This is a genomic window from Pseudomonas moraviensis (genome assembly GCF_900105805.1).
In the GTDB taxonomy this organism is placed as follows: domain Bacteria; phylum Pseudomonadota; class Gammaproteobacteria; order Pseudomonadales; family Pseudomonadaceae; genus Aquipseudomonas; species Aquipseudomonas moraviensis_A.
In genome coordinates this window covers 5,827,360-5,844,456 of record NZ_LT629788.1, presented here as the reverse complement: position 1 = coordinate 5,844,456, position 17,097 = coordinate 5,827,360, and the positions used below count along the sequence as shown (strand labels likewise).

General features: G+C 59.7%; 12 protein-coding genes. 7 read left to right on the top strand and 5 right to left on the bottom strand.

Features of this window, described 5'->3' with window-relative positions:
• Positions 1–10 precede the first annotated feature (10 nt).
• The 3 genes from BLU71_RS26065 to BLU71_RS26055 form a co-directional block, all read right to left on the bottom strand.
• On the bottom strand, positions 11–1,192 hold the full coding sequence (locus tag BLU71_RS26065) for an MFS transporter (protein WP_083354214.1): 1,182 nt from the start codon (positions 1,190–1,192) through the stop codon (positions 11–13).
• A 674-nt stretch (positions 1,193–1,866) separates the two neighbouring features.
• On the bottom strand, positions 1,867–2,337 hold the full coding sequence (locus BLU71_RS26060) for a hypothetical protein (protein ID WP_156889246.1): 471 nt from the start codon (positions 2,335–2,337) through the stop codon (positions 1,867–1,869).
• Positions 2,338–2,642: 305 nt separating this feature from the next.
• A complete protein-coding gene (locus BLU71_RS26055) occupies positions 2,643–4,226 on the bottom strand; it encodes a peptide chain release factor 3 (RefSeq protein WP_016771727.1) in 1,584 nt (527 codons plus the stop codon).
• 450 nt (positions 4,227–4,676) lie between these two features.
• Between BLU71_RS26055 and BLU71_RS26050 the strand changes: the two genes are divergently transcribed.
• The 5 genes from BLU71_RS26050 to BLU71_RS26030 all read left to right on the top strand — a co-directional run bounded on the left by BLU71_RS26050 (position 4,677) and on the right by BLU71_RS26030 (position 9,916).
• Complete coding sequence (locus BLU71_RS26050) at positions 4,677–5,366, top strand: ABC transporter permease (RefSeq protein WP_172667905.1); 690 nt, start codon at positions 4,677–4,679, stop codon at positions 5,364–5,366.
• A gap of 21 nt (positions 5,367–5,387) precedes the next feature.
• Positions 5,388–6,281 carry a glycine betaine ABC transporter substrate-binding protein gene (locus tag BLU71_RS26045; protein WP_083354213.1) on the top strand — a complete coding sequence of 298 codons (894 nt, stop codon included), beginning with the start codon at positions 5,388–5,390 and terminating at the stop codon, positions 6,279–6,281.
• 13 nt (positions 6,282–6,294) lie between these two features.
• Positions 6,295–6,948 carry an ABC transporter permease gene (locus BLU71_RS26040; RefSeq protein WP_042608800.1) on the top strand — a complete coding sequence of 218 codons (654 nt, stop codon included), beginning with the start codon at positions 6,295–6,297 and terminating at the stop codon, positions 6,946–6,948.
• Positions 6,945–8,102: a betaine/proline/choline family ABC transporter ATP-binding protein gene (locus BLU71_RS26035; protein ID WP_039759487.1), complete on the top strand. Its 1,158-nt coding sequence runs from the start codon at positions 6,945–6,947 to the stop codon at positions 8,100–8,102. The genes BLU71_RS26040 and BLU71_RS26035 overlap by 4 nt, the downstream gene beginning before the upstream one ends.
• A gap of 650 nt (positions 8,103–8,752) precedes the next feature.
• Positions 8,753–9,916, top strand: coding sequence for a type III PLP-dependent enzyme (locus BLU71_RS26030; protein ID WP_016771733.1), 1,164 nt, complete (start codon positions 8,753–8,755; stop codon positions 9,914–9,916).
• A 264-nt stretch (positions 9,917–10,180) separates the two neighbouring features.
• Here the strand turns inward: BLU71_RS26030 and BLU71_RS26025 are convergent, their stop codons facing one another.
• Together BLU71_RS26025 and BLU71_RS26020 are read right to left on the bottom strand one after the other, a co-directional pair.
• Complete coding sequence (locus BLU71_RS26025) at positions 10,181–10,936, bottom strand: tetratricopeptide repeat protein (protein ID WP_083354212.1); 756 nt, start codon at positions 10,934–10,936, stop codon at positions 10,181–10,183.
• On the bottom strand, positions 10,933–11,613 hold the full coding sequence (locus tag BLU71_RS26020) for a Fe2+-dependent dioxygenase (protein ID WP_083354211.1): 681 nt from the start codon (positions 11,611–11,613) through the stop codon (positions 10,933–10,935). The genes BLU71_RS26025 and BLU71_RS26020 overlap by 4 nt, the downstream gene beginning before the upstream one ends.
• A 207-nt stretch (positions 11,614–11,820) precedes the next feature.
• Between BLU71_RS26020 and BLU71_RS26015 the strand changes: the two genes are divergently transcribed.
• Together BLU71_RS26015 and BLU71_RS26010 are read left to right on the top strand one after the other, a co-directional pair.
• Positions 11,821–14,136, top strand: coding sequence for a TonB-dependent receptor (locus BLU71_RS26015; protein ID WP_083354210.1), 2,316 nt, complete (start codon positions 11,821–11,823; stop codon positions 14,134–14,136).
• 235 nt (positions 14,137–14,371) lie between these two features.
• Positions 14,372–16,900: a PepSY domain-containing protein gene (locus BLU71_RS26010; RefSeq protein WP_083354376.1), complete on the top strand. Its 2,529-nt coding sequence runs from the start codon at positions 14,372–14,374 to the stop codon at positions 16,898–16,900.
• The last annotated feature ends 197 nt before the right edge of the window (positions 16,901–17,097 follow it).

The following is a 17,097-nucleotide window of genomic DNA, read 5'->3' as shown; positions in this document are numbered from 1 at the left end:
ACCGATGCAGCTAAGTGGCTCGCGTGGCCTGCCAAGTCAGTGGAATGGAGAACAGCACCAGCAGCGCACTCATCAGCCACACGCTGTGCCCGCCAAACTGGCCGTAGAGCTGACCGCTGAGCACCGGTGACAATAGCGCGCTGGCACTCCAGCTCATAAAGAACAAGCCGAAGTACTGACCGCTTTTGCCGCTCTGCGCAAACTGCATCGCCAGTACATTCAACGGCGGCATGAACAAGGCCTCGCCCAAGGTCCATATCAGTGTCGACAGACAGACAAAAGCCAACCCGGAACCGAACGGCAACATGCCCAGCCCACAGGCCAACAGCACGCTGCCGACAAGCATCTGCCAACGTGAGCCCCAGCGTTCGACCGAGTGCGACAGCGGGATCTGCAGCGCGATCACCAACAGCGCATTGAGCCCGAACTGCCAACCGATCGCCTCTGTGCTCAGGTGGTAGTAGTCACGCAGATAATTGCCCAGCGTGCTGTAGACCGTGTCGAACGCAATGCCGAGCACGGCCGTCGCCGCCAGCAGCCAGAGGAACGGCTTGTCGCGAAGCGGCACGTTCGAGCCATCGGCGGATTCGTCTTCAAGCACCAGCACCGGCCGCCGCCACGTCGTGCGCACGAACCACAGCAGCGCCAGCATGGTCATCGCCGCACTGCCGAAAAATACCCAACGAAAATCCGCCTGCGCCAACACCCCACCCGCCACCCCGGCAGCCGCCATGCCCAGATTGCGCGCCACCCGACTCAATGCTTGCGCCCGCGAGCGCTGCGCAACTTCGCAATATTCCATGATCAGCCGCTGGTGCAACGTGCGAATCGCCCCGTCGATGACTCCGCTGAGCAGCAACAAACCGGCCAGCCACGGCACCTGCGTCACCAGCCCCAACAGCATCAGCACCCACACCGAAACGAAAAACAGCGCCGCCGTCAGCCGCGCCGTGCGCACGTGATCACTGAGCCAACCGCCAAGCATCGAACCAACCAACAACCCCGCGCCATACGCCGAGAGCAACCAGCCGACGGTTTCAATCGCCAACCCCAGTTCCTGACGCAGGTACAACGCCATGAACAGCTTGACCATGGCGCTGAGGCGATTGATGAACAAAAGCGCTGCGAGGACCCACGCCATGGGGGCGAAATAGCCGTTGGGGTGCAACAGATGAGTCAGTCCTTTGAGCATGTAACGTCCGCTGTGGGCGAGGGTTCGCTGAACAGTAGACGGGTTGGATTGGAATGTCGTGGGGGTGGGGTCAGGCAAAGTAAAAGCAGAGTAGGGCTACGACGCTGAAGGAAAATGCCTTACAGAGAAATCACCTGACCTGGATGCAACTCCGTTTTTCACGCGGCGCTGAAGATTAAAAGCCCCTCACCCTAGCCCTCTCCCGGAGGGAGAGGGGACTGACCGAGGCGTATGGGCGAGGTACGCCGACGTGCGATACCGCGTCGAACACAGCTTTTGAAAAATCCAAAAATCGGCTCCCTCTCCCTCGGGAGAGGGCTGGGGTGAGGGGCAGCAACAATGCAAATCAAAAGCCGAACACCCACGCTTTTCTCCACTCAATAGGCCGAGTGTCAGCTCGCCTGCTCTTGATCTTGATCCGCCGGCGACGTCGGAACGCTGAGCGGAGGGATTGATCCGGGCGTGGGAGTGCTGAGACAATCTGGCGCAGCTAAACGCAGCGAGAACAAGTTTAATCAAGCAAACAGCAGAAAACCGGCGGATTGAAAAAAACTGCGAGCGGGTCCAGGCGTATTCATTGTTAACGGTAAATACCCAACGTTGATGCACTCATATAAACCTGCGGCTGACTACATTAAGCCGCAGGCATAAAACCGAGGAAATTCTTTCATTGATTAGTTCTTACGACGAAAATCTCGCTCGAATGATTTGTTCTCGGGCCCGTCGAACCTGAATTTCATCGATGCTGTTATTTTGCTTTGCCGGTCAGAATTCGCGGCCTTTGCAATAAATTCAAAGTCCATTTGAACTACACGCTCTTCCAAATTGATCAAGCCTTTATAATTGCCCGACGCCGCTTCCCATGTCTCCAAAGGATCATGAGGATTGAAAAACGCGTGGAATTTTCGATCTGTACCAAAAGCCCCCTCGACACTTTGGCTTTGTTCAATATCGGCGAACTCAAAAAAAACAGAATCATCATTTCGAATGACTCCTCCCACCTGGCCTCGACCATTAGGGTCGATTACAAACCAGCCCGCGCCCACTACTGGATTGTATACAACTCCATCGATCGAGAATTCCATCTGACCAATTGGTTTACGATGCGGAGGGAGTTCATTAATGGTAGACGCAGTGACTTTCATGGTGTTTCTCCGAGTAGTTTCAGGGGCTATACCCCTTGATGCTTATAATCGCTATACCGTATTGGAGCCACTGTAAGACCTGACAGTTGACATCTCATTTGAAACATGCAAAAGGCACTAGGTTGAATGTCCATTTGGCTGCTTTATTTTTTGTTTCCATGCCAACTTAAAGGCGACAGTTCCTCTTTGATACACCGATGAATAGCCACTCTCTGAGGTAGCGGGACAAGCCGCCAAAAACAGCAGGCAACAAAAAGCCCCCAAGGCATTCACCTAGGGGGCTTTCGATCAAGCCAGCTCAGCGCTTAATGATGCTCACGCGTCGCGCGGAATTTCACATCCGGCCAGCGCTCTTCCATCAACGCCAGATTCACCCGCGTCGGCGCCAGATAGGTCAGATGACCACCGCCATCCAGCGCGAGGTTCTCCACCGCCTTGTTGGAAAATTCCTCGAGCTTCTTCTTGTCGTCGCACTCGATCCAGCGCGCGGAATACACGGTGATCGGCTCATATGAACACTCGACTTTGTATTCCTCTTTCAAACGGCTGGCGACCACATCGAACTGCAGTACACCCACGGCGCCGAGAATGATGTCGTTGCTGCGCTCGGGGAAGAACACCTGGGTCGCGCCCTCTTCCGCCAACTGCTGCAGGCCCTGACGCAATTGCTTGGATTTCAGCGGATCACGCAGACGCACACGACGGAACAGTTCCGGGGCGAAGTGCGGGATGCCGGTGAAACCGAGGACTTCGCCTTCGCTGAAGGTGTCGCCGATCTGGATGGTGCCGTGGTTGTGCAGGCCGATGATGTCGCCGGCATAGGCTTCTTCGAGCTGTTCACGCTCGGAGGAGAAGAACGTCAGGGCGTCGCCGATGCGCACGTCCTTGCCGGTACGCACATGACGCATCTTCATGCCTTTTTCGTACTTGCCGGAGCAGATACGCATGAAGGCGATGCGGTCGCGGTGTTTCGGGTCCATGTTCGCCTGGATCTTGAAGATGAAGCCCGAGAACTTCTCTTCCACCGGCTCGACGGTGCGCTCGTTGGCCACCCGGGCCAGCGGGCGCGGCGCCCAATCGACGACAGCATCCAGCACGTGGTCGACACCGAAGTTGCCCAGTGCGGTACCGAAAAACACCGGGGTCAGTTGACCGTCGAGGAATTCCTGCTGGTTGAATTCGTGGCAGGCGCCCTGCACCAGTTCCAGCTGTTCGATGAAGCGCTCGTACTCGTCGCCCAGGTGCGCGCGCGCTTCGTCGGAGTCGAGTTTTTCGATGATCTTGGTTTCGGTGCGTTCGTGACCGTGACCGGCGGTGTAGACAATGATGTAGTCATCGGCCAGGTGATACACGCCTTTGAAGTCGCGATAGCAACCGATCGGCCAGGTGATCGGCGCCGCCTTGATCTTCAGAACGGCTTCGATTTCGTCGAGCAGTTCGATCGGGTCGCGGATGTCGCGGTCGAGTTTGTTGATGAAGCTGACGATCGGCGTGTCACGCAGACGGCAGACGTCCATCAGCGCGATGGTCCGTGGCTCTACACCCTTACCGCCGTCGAGAACCATCAACGCCGAGTCCACCGCCGTCAGGGTGCGGTAGGTGTCTTCGGAGAAGTCTTCGTGGCCCGGGGTGTCGAGCAGGTTGATCATGTGTTCGCGATAGGGGAACTGCATGACCGACGTGGTAATGGAAATACCCCGCTGCTTCTCCATCTCCATCCAGTCGGATGTCGCATGGCGATCGGATTTACGGGATTTCACCGTACCGGCCACTGCAATCGCCTTGCCCATCAACAGGAGCTTTTCGGTGATCGTGGTTTTACCGGCATCGGGGTGGGAAATAATGGCGAAAGTGCGGCGTTTCGCGACTTCGGCGGCCTGTTGGGTCATGGGAAATCGCCTGGCGGTGATTCAAAAAAGGGCGGCGAGTATAGCTTAAAAAGTGATCGCCGAACCACCGTCCCTCGGCCGCGCGAAACCCCGCAGGAGCTGCCGCAGGCGGCGATCTTTTGATCTTGTTTTCAGCAGCAAAGTCAAAAGATCGCAGCCTTCGGCAGCTCCGACAGGGTGGCCAAATAGTGTCTAACGTGGGAACCTTTTAAAGCCTGGAGACGTCCATCCCCTGTTACGAATCTTCGTCAGGGGCTGAAAAATCAGCAAGTTAGCCTGACGAGGCTGCGCTCATGGCTCGCTTTCACGCCGCTTGGCCGGTGCTGGAAAACGGCTACTTTTCGCGAACGCTGACTTCGGCAACCAGGAATGGTCTTGCCACGTGGAGCAGCGCTCGCCGACTACAAAAAAAGGAGTCCGCCTGTGGCTATCCGCTATGGCAAAGGGCTGATGGGAGGTGCGGTGGTGATCGCGCTCCTGGCCCTGCTGGTCCACTGGATCGGCATCAACACGATCGAACACTACCGCGACGATTTGTTGTTTTACCTGCAAGCTCATCTGATTCTTGTCCTCGCGTCCATGCTGGCCGCCCTTGTCGTGGGCATCCCCGCCGGCATCTTCCTCAGCCGCCCGACCATGGTCGGCCGCGCCGAACGCTTCATGCAGATCTTCAATATCGGCAACACCGTGCCACCGCTGGCCGTGCTCGCGATCGCGCTGGGCATCCTCGGCATCGGCAGTGGCCCGGCAATCTTTGCGCTGTTCCTCGCCTCGCTGTTGCCGATCGTGCGCAATACCTACGAAGGCCTGAAAAACGTTCAGGGCTCACTAAAAGAAGCCGCCGTCGGCATCGGCATGACCCCGCGCCAGGTGTTGTGGAAAGTCGAATTGCCCAACGCCGTGCCGATCATCGTCGGTGGCGTGCGTGTCGCACTGGCCATCAACGTCGGCACCGCGCCGCTGGCGTTCCTGATCGGCGCCAACAGCCTCGGCAGCCTGATTTTCCCCGGCATCGCCCTGAACAATCAGCCGCAACTGCTGCTCGGCGCCGCGTGCACCGCGCTGCTGGCGCTGTTGCTCGATGGCGTGGTCACCCTCGCCAGCCGTCTCTGGCTGGAACGCGGTTTGCGCCCGTCTTAAGGCTCTTGCGAAGGAATATTCATGAAACGTCTTAGTTTGATCTTAGGCTGCGTCCTGCTATTCGCAGGATTGGCGCAAGCCGCCGAAAAACCGGTTATCCGCCTTGGCGCGCGGGTATTTACCGAGCAGACCCTGCTCGCCGAAATCACCGCGCAATACCTGCGCAGCAAAGGTTACGACGCGCAGATCACCGGCGGTCTGGGCAGCAACCTCGCTCGCAGCGCCCACGAAAGCGGCCAGTTGGACCTGCTCTGGGAATACACCGGCGTGTCGCTGGTGGCCTACAACCATGTCACGGAAAAACTCGACAGTGCGCAGTCCTACGCCCGGGTCAAAGAACTCGACGCGAAAAAAGGCCTGATCTGGCTGACGCCGTCGAAATTCAGCAACACCTACGCCCTCGCCCTCCCCAAGAAAGTGGCTGAGGAATATCCGCAGATCAACAACATCAGCCAGCTCAACGAAGTGCTGCGTGCGGAAGCCAAGAGCAATCATCTGGTGGCGCTGGATACCGAGTTCGCCAATCGCTCCGACGGTCTCGATGGCATGGTCAAGCTCTACGACATGAACCTGACCCGCAAGAATATCCGTCAGATGGACGCCGGCCTGGTCTACACCGCGCTGCGTAACGGTCAGGTGTTTGCCGGCCTGGTCTACACCACCGACGGCCGCCTCAACGCCTTCGGCCTGAAATTGCTGGAAGACGACAAGCATTACTTCCCCGACTACACCGCAGCTCCCGTGGTGCGTCAGGCCACGCTGGATGCCAATCCGAAACTGGCCGAACAACTCAAGCCGCTGGCTGAACTGTTCGATGACGAAACCATGCGCCAGCTCAACGCGCGGGTGGATGTCGATCATGAAAGCCCGTCGTCCGTTGCCGCCGATTTCCTGCGCCAGCATCCACTGAATTAAGAGAGGAGAAGTCATGGAATTTCTGAACGCCTTTTCCCATCTCGACTGGCAGCAGGTGATGCACCTGACCTGGCAGCACATCACTCTGGTCGGCATCGCCGTGACCCTGGCGATTGTCATCGGCGTGCCTCTGGGCATTCTGATGACGCGCTTTCCGAGCCTCGCCGGCCCCTTGCAGGCCAGCGCCACGGTGCTGCTGACCGTGCCGTCGATTGCCCTGTTCGGCCTGCTGCTGCCGTTCTACTCCAAGTTCGGCCAGGGCCTGGGGCCACTGCCGGCGATCACTGCGGTGTTCCTGTATTCGTTACTGCCGATCATGCGCAACACCTATCTCGCCCTGACTGGCGTTGAACCGGGCATCCGTGAAGCTGCACGGGGTATCGGCATGACCTTCGGCCAGCGCCTGCGCATGGTCGAACTGCCGATTGCGGTGCCGGTGATCCTCGCCGGTGTGCGTACCGCCGTGGTGATGAACATCGGCGTAATGACCATCGCCGCGACCATCGGCGCCGGCGGCCTCGGTGTGTTGATCCTCGCCTCCATCAGCCGCAGTGACATGTCGATGCTTATCGTCGGCGCGCTGCTGGTCAGTCTTCTGGCGATTTTCGCCGATCTCGTTTTGCAGTGGCTGCAACGCTCGCTGACTCCAAAAGGACTCCTGAAATGATCGAACTTCAAAACCTCAGCAAGACCTTCCAAAGCAACGGCAAAGATGTCAAAGCCGTGGACTCGGTAAGCCTGACCGTCAATGAAGGCGAGATCTGCGTGTTCCTCGGGCCATCGGGTTGCGGCAAAAGCACCACGCTGAAGATGATCAACCGCCTGATCAAACCGACCTCGGGCAAGATCCTCATCAACGGCGAAGACACCACCGATCTCGATGAGGTGACCCTGCGCCGCAACATCGGTTACGTGATCCAGCAGATCGGTCTGTTCCCGAACATGACCATCGAAGAGAACATCGTCGTCGTGCCAAAACTGCTCGGCTGGGACAAACAGAAATGCCACGACCGCGCCCGCGAACTGATGAGCATGATCAAGCTTGAGCCCAAGCAGTATCTGCATCGTTATCCGCGGGAACTGTCCGGTGGTCAGCAACAGCGGATCGGCGTGATCCGCGCATTGGCGGCAGATGCTCCGCTGCTGTTGATGGACGAGCCGTTCGGCGCCGTCGACCCGATCAACCGCGAGATGATCCAGAACGAGTTCTTCGAGATGCAGCGCGCGCTGAACAAGACCGTGATCATGGTCAGCCACGATATCGACGAAGCCATCAAGCTGGGCGACAAGATCGCGATTTTCCGCGCCGGCAAACTGCTGCAGATCGACCACCCGGACACTCTGCTCGCGCATCCTGCGGACGATTTCGTCAGCAACTTCGTCGGCCAGGACAGCACCCTCAAGCGCTTGCTATTGGTGAAGGCCGAAGACGCGGCGGACAACGCGCCATCGGTGAGCCCGGAAACCCCGGTGGCCGATGCGCTGGAATTGATGGACGAGCACGACCGTCGCTACGTGGTGGTCACCTGCGCCGAGAACAAGGCACTGGGTTATGTGCGTCGTCGCGACCTGCATCGCCAGACCGGCACCTGTGCGCAATTCCTGCGTGAATTCAACGCCACGGCGGCGTACGACGAGCACCTGCGCATCCTGCTGTCGCGCATGTACGAGTTCAACCGCGCCTGGCTGCCGGTGATGGACGCGGAACGGGTGTTCCTCGGCGAGGTGACGCAGGAGTCGATCGCGGCGTACCTGAGCTCGGGACGTTCGCGAGGGATGAAGACCAATATCGTCTCGCCGGCTGAGACCGTGGTCGCGTAATCCTCCGGACCGAATACTGCACCTGTGGCCAGGGAGCTTGCTCCCGCTGGGTCGCGCAGCGGCCCTTCTTTGAATAAAAGCGAGGACTGCTTCGCAGTCCAGCGGGAGCAAGCTCCCTCGCCACAGGTTTTCGGCGAATGCAATGGCTGGAAAAGAATCTCAACAACCCGGGGTCTTTTGCTCTCGCCATCATCTTCAGCGTTTCAGCTGAAAAGCCTCTGAATCAGCACTAATGCCGGGAACGTCGCCGATGTTGTAGTCATCGGACTTATCGACAACTTGGCTGACAAAAACCCCGAACGTGCAGATATGTTTAACACTCGGAAATCCCTCGGGAACATCTGTCCGTCATCTCGGTCGGGTACAAGGAGTGATGAACGCGACGCACGTCAGAAGCGTGCAAAAACGCGACATTTTTAGTTGATCTCACGCCCCTCACGCCCTAAAGTTCGCGCCGAACGTCCATGCTGGAAACGATCCATCCGGCTCAAGTACTGACGACGAGACAGCAAGGCCAAGGGATAGCGGCACATCCCTGGGCCTTTTTGCTTTCGGCGACATGCCTTGGGAAGTAGGCGAACCAAAGTGGGGATACGGAGGACGTTCATGCACCCATTGTTAATTACAGTTTGCCAGTAGGAGTTCCCAGCATGTCGATCCAGGTCGAAGACTATTTCGCGCGCGCTACATTCGACAAAATGAAGGCGTTCGCCGACAAACAGGAAACCCCGTTCGTGGTGATCGACACCGCGATGATCGCCCAGGCCTACGATGACCTGCGCGCCGGTTTCGAATTCGCCAAGGTCTACTACGCGGTCAAGGCCAACCCTGCCGTCGAGATCATCGACCTGCTCAAAGACAAGGGTTCGAGCTTCGACATCGCCTCGATCTACGAGCTGGACAAAGTGATGGATCGTGGCGTCAGCCCGGACCGCATCAGCTACGGCAACACCATCAAGAAATCCAAGGACATCCGCTACTTCTACGAGAAGGGCGTGCGTCTGTTCTCCACCGACTCCGAAGCCGACCTGCGCAACATCGCCAAGGCTGCCCCGGGCTCGAAAGTCTATGTGCGTATTCTGACTGAAGGCTCGACCACAGCTGACTGGCCGCTGTCGCGCAAGTTCGGCTGCCAGACCGACATGGCCATGGACCTGCTGATCCTCGCCCGCGACCTCGGTCTGGTGCCGTACGGCATCTCGTTCCACGTTGGCTCGCAACAGCGCGACATCAGCGTCTGGGACGCGGCGATCGCCAAGGTCAAAGTGATTTTCGAACGGCTGAAAGAAGAAGACGGCATTCATCTGAAGCTGATCAACATGGGCGGTGGCTTCCCGGCCAACTACATCACCCGCACCAACAGCCTGGAAACCTACGCCGAAGAAATCATCCGCTTCCTCAAGGAAGACTTCGGTGATGATCTGCCGGAAATCATTCTCGAGCCGGGCCGTTCGCTGATCGCCAACGCCGGTATTCTGGTCAGCGAAGTGGTGCTGGTTGCACGCAAGTCGCGCACTGCCGTCGAGCGCTGGGTGTATACCGATGTGGGCAAGTTCTCCGGCCTGATTGAAACCATGGACGAAGCGATCAAGTTCCCGATCTGGACCGAGAAGAAAGGCGAGATGGAAGAAGTCGTGATCGCCGGCCCGACCTGTGACAGCGCCGACATCATGTATGAGAACTACAAGTACGGTCTGCCGCTGAATCTGGCGATTGGTGACCGCCTGTACTGGTTGTCGACCGGTGCGTACACCACCAGCTATAGCGCGGTTGAATTCAATGGCTTTCCGCCGTTGAAGTCGTTTTACGTGTAAGAGGCAGCGGCAAGTTTCAAGCTGCTAGCTGCAAGTGAAAAGCCCACGATGTTGTGGGCTTTTTTGTGGGTGTTCGGCTGGGGGTTCATTTGCACTTGAGACCGAAGCCCCTCACCCCAGCCCTCTCCCGAGGGAGAGGGAGCCGATGTGCATGCTTTTCAAAATTGAGTTCGACTGGATATTTCAGGTCGATGTATAGCGCAGGAACGACGCGGTCAGTCCCCTCTCCTCCTGGGAGAGGGCTAGGGTGAGGGCTTTGCGGTTTCAGCCGCGCTGCAACTCTGCATACCGAGCGGCATACTGACTAGCCATCACCTGAATCCGCAGATCTGTCGCATCAGCCAGCGTCTGACTCGCCACCCGCAAGAAATTCAGATTACCGCCGGCCAAGGCTTTCTCAAGCCAGTCGACCGCCTCATCAATCCGTCCTTCACCCGCCAACACCGCCGCATAACTGAACTGCCCACGAAAATCCCCACCCTCAGCCGAACGCCGATACCACTCGCGCGCCGCTGGCGGATCCGCCGGACACACCTGCCCTTCCTCCAGATAGCGCCCAAGCAGATTCATCGATTTGGCATGGCCCAACTCAGCCGCGCGTCGATACAACACCAACGCCTGCCGATGATCAGCCGTCACCCCGCGCCCGGTCGCCAGCAGGTTGGCGAGGTTGTACATCGCCCAGTCCAGGCCCGCCTCGGCGCCGATTCGATAATGCTGCGCCGCGACTGAGGCATCCGCCGCACAACCCCAACCATGCTCATGGCAACGTCCGAGCATGTTGCGCGCCATCAGGTGCCCGCGTCCGGCGGCGATGGCGAACCAGCGCAGCGCCAGCGCTTGATCCTGCGCGATGCCCTGGCCGTCGAGCAGGATCTGCCCGAGCAGCGCCTGCGCTTCAACCTCGCCCTCACCCGCCGCCAGCAAAATCGCCTGCGCCGCTCGAGCCGGGCTTTCTTCAAGCATCGCCGCCAACCCGGCGGCGTCGAGGACTTCCTCGCGGCGTAGCAGGAAACTCATACCTCGACCCACCGCCGCAGCAGGTTGTGATAAGTGCCGGTGAGGCGGATCAGCGAGGGATGATCGGGGACGTCCTGGGTCAGCTGCTGAATCGCCGCGTCCATCTCGAACAACAACGCGCGCTGACTGTCCTCGCGCACCAGGCTTTGGGTCCAGAAGAACGACGCATAACGCGCGCCACGGGTGACCGCATTGACCTTGTGCAAACTGGTGCCCGGATACAACACCATGTCGCCAGCCGGCAACTTCACTCGCTGGCTGCCGTAGGTGTCCTGGATTTCCAGTTCGCCGCCGTCGTAATCCTCAGGCTCGCTGAAGAACAGCGTCGCCGACAGATCGGTACGCACCCGTTCGATGCTGCCCTTGGGCTGGCGTACGGCATTGTCGATATGGAAATCGAAACTGCCGCCGGCGGTGTAACAGTTCACCAAGGGTGGAAAGACTTTGTGCGGCAATGCGGCGGACATGAACAGCGGATTTTTCCACAGCCGCTCAAGCATCGCCGCGCCGATTTCCTTGGCCAGCGGATGGCCTTCGGGCAATTGCAGGTTGTGCTTGGCCTTGGCCGACTGGAAGCCCGCAGTGATCTTGCCATCGGCCCAGTCCGCCTGCTCCAGGGCCCGGCGGATGCGCTGCACTTCGTCTTTTGCGAACAGCCCGGGAATGTGCAGCAGCATGGCAATGTCACCTGATGGCAAGAAGGCGGCAATGGTATTGATTCTTATTGACCGTGTAAAACCCGCAAGACGAATGAACGGACAGAAACCGTAAGGGCAAATTGTAAAGAATGTAAATTCAATGCGAATAACAATGTTTCGCAATTGATACGAATACCTGTTTACCCTATATTCCGCCGCCTCAAATCCTTGGGGAGGGGAATAAAAATGGCACGTCAACACGCACAACTACCGGTCAGTTCACCACGTCTGCTCGCCTCGGCAATCGGTGTCGCAATCACCGCCGGCTCTGCGGGGCAGATGGTCTTTGCAGCGGAAAAAACCGAGAGCAAAGCGTCCGGCAATGCCATCGCCCTGGACGCCACCGCCATCACGGGCGAAGCCCAGGACGCGACCTCCTACCAGGTCGAAAAAGCCTCCTCCCCCAAGTACACCGCGCCGCTGGTCGACACGCCGCGCTCGGTCACCGTCATCCCGCAACAAGTGCTCAAGGACACCGGCGCGCTGAACATGCAGGACGCACTGCGTACCGTGCCGGGCATCACCTTCGGTGCCGGTGAAGGCGGCAACCCCCAGGGCGATCGTCCGTTCATTCGTGGCTTCGACGCTCAGGGTGACACCTATCTGGACGGCGTGCGTGACACCGGATCGCAGAGCCGCGAGATCTTCGCCGTGGAAAACATCGAAGTCAGCAAAGGCCCGAACTCGGCCATTGGCGGTCGTGGCGCAGCCGGTGGCAGCATCAACCTGGTGAGTAAGAAAGCGCACCTGAGCAACTCGTTCGACGGCGGCTTCACCTACGGCTCCGACCAGACCCAGCGCTACACCCTCGACGGCAACTACCAGTTCAGCGACAGCGCTGCTGGCCGTCTCAACCTGATGAGCCATGAGAGCAACGTCGCCGGTCGCGACAAGGTCGATTACGACCGCTGGGGCATAGCACCCTCCCTGGCTTTCGGCCTGGGTACCGATACCCGCGTCAACCTCGACTACTACCACCTGGAAAGCAACGACACTCCGGACTCGGGCATCCCGTACACCATCCCAACCGGTGGTTCGGCCGCACGCACCAAGTCCAACCCGGACAAGCCGTACGCCGGTGGCGATCACGACAACTTCTACGGTCTGGATCGCGACTTCCGCAAGGGCCGCACCGACACCGCGACCTTCGCCATCGAGCACGACCTGAACGATGCGCTGACCATCAAGAACACCCTGCGCCACGGCACCAGCATGCAGGATTACATCCTCACCCAGCCGGACGACAGCAAGGGCAACGTCAACAATGGCAGCGTCTGGCGTCGCGCCAACACACGGGTGAGCAACACCGAAACCACCACCAACCAGACCGACCTGTTCGGCACCTTTTACGTGGCCGGTTTCAAGAACAGCTTCTCCACCGGTGTCGAGTACACCCGTGAGCAGAGCGAAAAATCCTCGTACAACGTCAACACCGACACCACACCGCGCACCAGCGCCGTAACGACCAACTGCAACCCGGGTCTGATCGGCGCGGCCAGCGGTTACAACTGCACCTCGCTGTCGAACCCGAACCCGAACGATCCATGGAACGGCGCGATTTCGCGCAACTACGCCGGCACCGACACCCAGGCCGACACCTACGCGCTGTACGTGTTCGACACGCTGGAATTGTCCGAGCAATGGCTGGTGAACATGGGCCTGCGCTACGACCACTTCGACACCGATTACAAGACCTACAACGCCGCTGGCCGCACCACCTCCAAGGGCGATGACACCAGCGAGTTCGTCACCGGCCAGTTCGGCGTGGTCTACAAACCAGCGGAAAACGGCAGCATTTATGCTTCCTACGCGACCTCGGCGACGCCGCCGGGCAACACCTTGGGCGAAGGTCAGGAAGGCAATCCGCTGGGCGGTACGCCGGATCGCAGCGGCAACCTGCTGAGCAGCGACATGGAGCCGGAAACCACCAGGAACTACGAGATCGGCACCAAGTGGGATCTGCTCAATGATCGCCTGTCGCTGACCGCCGACATCTTCCGCACCGAGAAGGAAAACGCTCGCGTGCAGGTCGATACCAGCTCCTACGAGAACGCCGGCAAGACCCGCGTGCAAGGTTTCGAACTGTCGGCCAGCGGCAGGATCACCGACAAGTGGCAGGTGTTCGCCGGTTACGCCTTCATGGACAGCGAACAGGTCGACGGCGGCCCGCTGGGTCGCGCCAACGACGGCAACGATCTGCCGAACACACCGAAAAACAGCGCCAGCCTGTGGACCACCTATCAGGTCACGCCAAAGCTGACCATCGGTGGTGGCGCGTTCTACGTCGACGACGTCTACGGCAGTGTGGCGAATACAACGATGGTCGACTCGTACGTACGTTACGACGCGATGGCGGCCTACAAGCTGACCAAGAACGTCGACCTGCAACTCAACGTGCAGAACCTGACTGACGAAACCTATTACGACAAAGCCTTCTCGACCCACTTCGCCAATCAGGCGGCGGGACGTACGGCGCTGTTGAGTACCAACTTCCACTTCTGATTGCTGTGGAAACCTGTAGGAGTGAGCCTGCTCGCGATAGCGGTGTGTCAGTCAGCATCAATCCCTCTGACAGATAGCTATCGCGAGCAGGCTCACTCCTACAAGGGATGTGCCGCGAGGCTCGGCCCCGTTCATTCAGTTGAACGGGGCTTTTGTGTGTTACGCAAAACGCTTCTTGATAACCCACGGCATAATGCCCGCCGTGATGACAATTTCCGAACGGACGGCGAGTGACGTGTTGAAGAAAACCCTGTTCCAGTTGCACTGGTTTTTTGGCATCACCGCAGGGCTGGTGCTGGCCCTGATGGGCATCACCGGCGCGGCGTATTCGTTTCAGGACGAGATCCTGCGCGCCCTCAATCCGTCCGTTTTGCAGGTGGAAAAGCAGGTCGCCGGCGTGTTGCCGCCGGTGGAACTGGTGGAGCGCATCGAAGCCGCGTCCGGCAAGAAAGTCGCCATGCTCTGGGTCGAGACCGACAGCGGTCACGCCGCACGGGTTTACTTCACCCCGCCCAAGGGTGAACGGCGGGGCGAGATGCGCTACTTCGATCCGTACACTGCCGAGTTCAAGGGCGACGCCACTGGCCAGGATTTCTTCGGCCTGATGCTGCAACTGCACCGCTTCCTCGCCATGGGCGACACCGGGCGCAACATCACCGGCGCCTGCACACTGATGCTGTTGTTCTTCTGTCTCTCCGGCCTCTATCTGCGCTGGCCACGCCAGTGGAACAGCTGGCGCGTGTGGCTGACGCTGGACTGGAAAAAGAAAGGTCGCGCGTTCAATTGGGATCTGCACTCGGTCGCCGGCACCTGGTGCCTGCTGGTCTATCTGCTGCTGGCATTGACCGGATTGTCGTGGTCGTACGAGTGGTACAACAAGGGCCTGACCCGGCTGCTTTCCGACGCACCGCAGAACGAGCGCGTACGCGGCGGTCGCGGACCGGCGCCAGAAGGCCCGGCACCGACGGCCGACTACGCGGCGATGTGGAGCAGCATCTACAGCGCCGCCGGCCCGGGTCTGGCGGCGTACAACATCCGCATGCCAGCGGTGGCCGGCCAGCCGGCGACGGTGTTCTACCTGCTCGACAGCTCGCCCCATGACCGTGCGCTGAACCAGATCACCCTCGACCCGGCGACCGGCGTGGTCAAACGCGTCGACCGCTATGCCGACAAAAGCTTCAAGGCACAACTGCTGACCAGCATTTACGCGCTGCACGTCGGCAGTTATTTCGGCCTGGTCGGGCGGATCATCGTGACGATGGCGGCGGTGTGCATGCCGCTGTTTTTCATCACCGGCTGGCTGCTGTATCTGGATCGCCGGCGCAAGAAAAAGCAGATCAAGGATGCCCGTGAGGGCCTGGCGCAACCGTCCGCTGATGCGTCGGCATGGCTGATCGGCTTCGCCAGTCAGAGCGGTTTCGCCGAGCAACTGGCGTGGCAGACCGCCGGGCAATTGCAGGCCGCCGGACTGCCGGTCAACGTGCAGCCGCTGGCCAATCTCAGCGAACAGGATCTGCGCGATTCGAACAATGCGTTGTTCGTGGTCAGCACCTTCGGCGACGGCGAAGCACCGGACAGCGCCCGTGGCTTCGAACGCAAAGTGCTGGCCAAGGCCTCGACACTCGACGGCCTCAACTACGCCGTGCTCGGCCTCGGCGATCGGCAATACGCGCACTTCTGCGGCTTCGCCAAACGCTTGCATCAATGGCTCGGCGAACACGGCGGCAAAACCCTGTTCGCCCCGGTGGAAGTCGACAGCGGCGATCCTTACGCGCTGCGCCACTGGCAAACGCAACTCGGCCAGCTGACCGGACAGGCGCCGAGCGAAACCTGGCAAGCACCCAGCTACGACAACTGGACACTGGTCCGTCGCGAACTGATGAACCCCGACAGCAGCGGCGCGCCGGTCTATCTGCTCGGCCTCAAGGCCCCGGATACGCGCAGCTGGCTGGCCGGTGACCTGGTCGAAGTGCTGCCACGCAATTGCCCGTGGGCCATCGAGCATTTCCTCGACGGCCTCGGCATCCGTGGCGAAACTCCGGTCAAGGTCAACGGCATCGACGAGCCGCTGGAAGTGGCACTCGCGTCACGCCAGCTGCCTGAACATCGTGCGCATCTGGTCGGCCTGCATGCGCAATCGCTGGTCGACGCAATGGTGCCGCTGGCGATGCGCGAATACTCCATCGCCTCGATCGCCGCCGACGGCGTGCTGGAGCTGATCGTGCGTCAGGAACAGCACAACGACGGCAGCCTCGGCATCGGCTCCGGCTGGCTCACCGAGCATGCGCCAGTGGGCGGCAGCATCAGCCTGCGGGTTCGGCGCAACAGCGGCTTCCATCTGCCGAACGAGCCGGTGCCGATGATCCTGCTGGGCAACGGCACCGGCCTGGCCGGCCTGCGCAGCTTGCTCAAGGCACGCATTGCCTACGGTCAGCAGCGGCAGTGGCTGCTGTTCGGCGAGCGCAACCGCGAGCACGACTTCCTCTGCCGCGCCGAGCTGGAGGAATGGCTGGTCAATGGTGATCTGGCGCGCCTCGATCTGGCGTTTTCCCGAGATCAGGCCGAGAAGATTTATGTGCAGGATCGCTTGCGTGAGTCAGCGGATGAATTGAAGAAATGGTTGGCTGATGGTGCCGTCATCTACATTTGCGGCAGCCTTCAGGGGATGGCTTCGGGGGTGGATCAGGTGCTCAATGATCTGCTGGGTGCCGATGAAGTTCAACGGCTGATCGAGCTGGGACGGTATCGCCGGGATGTTTACTAACGCCTGCGAGAAGCCCCTCACCCTAGCCCTCTCCCGGAGGGAGAGGGGACCGATTGGGGGATGCTCGAGATCGACGCCGACCTGAGCGTCCTTCACTGAATCCAAAGCCATAATCACCTCGGTCTTCCAGGTCGATGCATGACGCAGGACACCTCGGTCAGCTCCCTCCGGGAGAGGGCCTGGGTGAGGGAAATGGA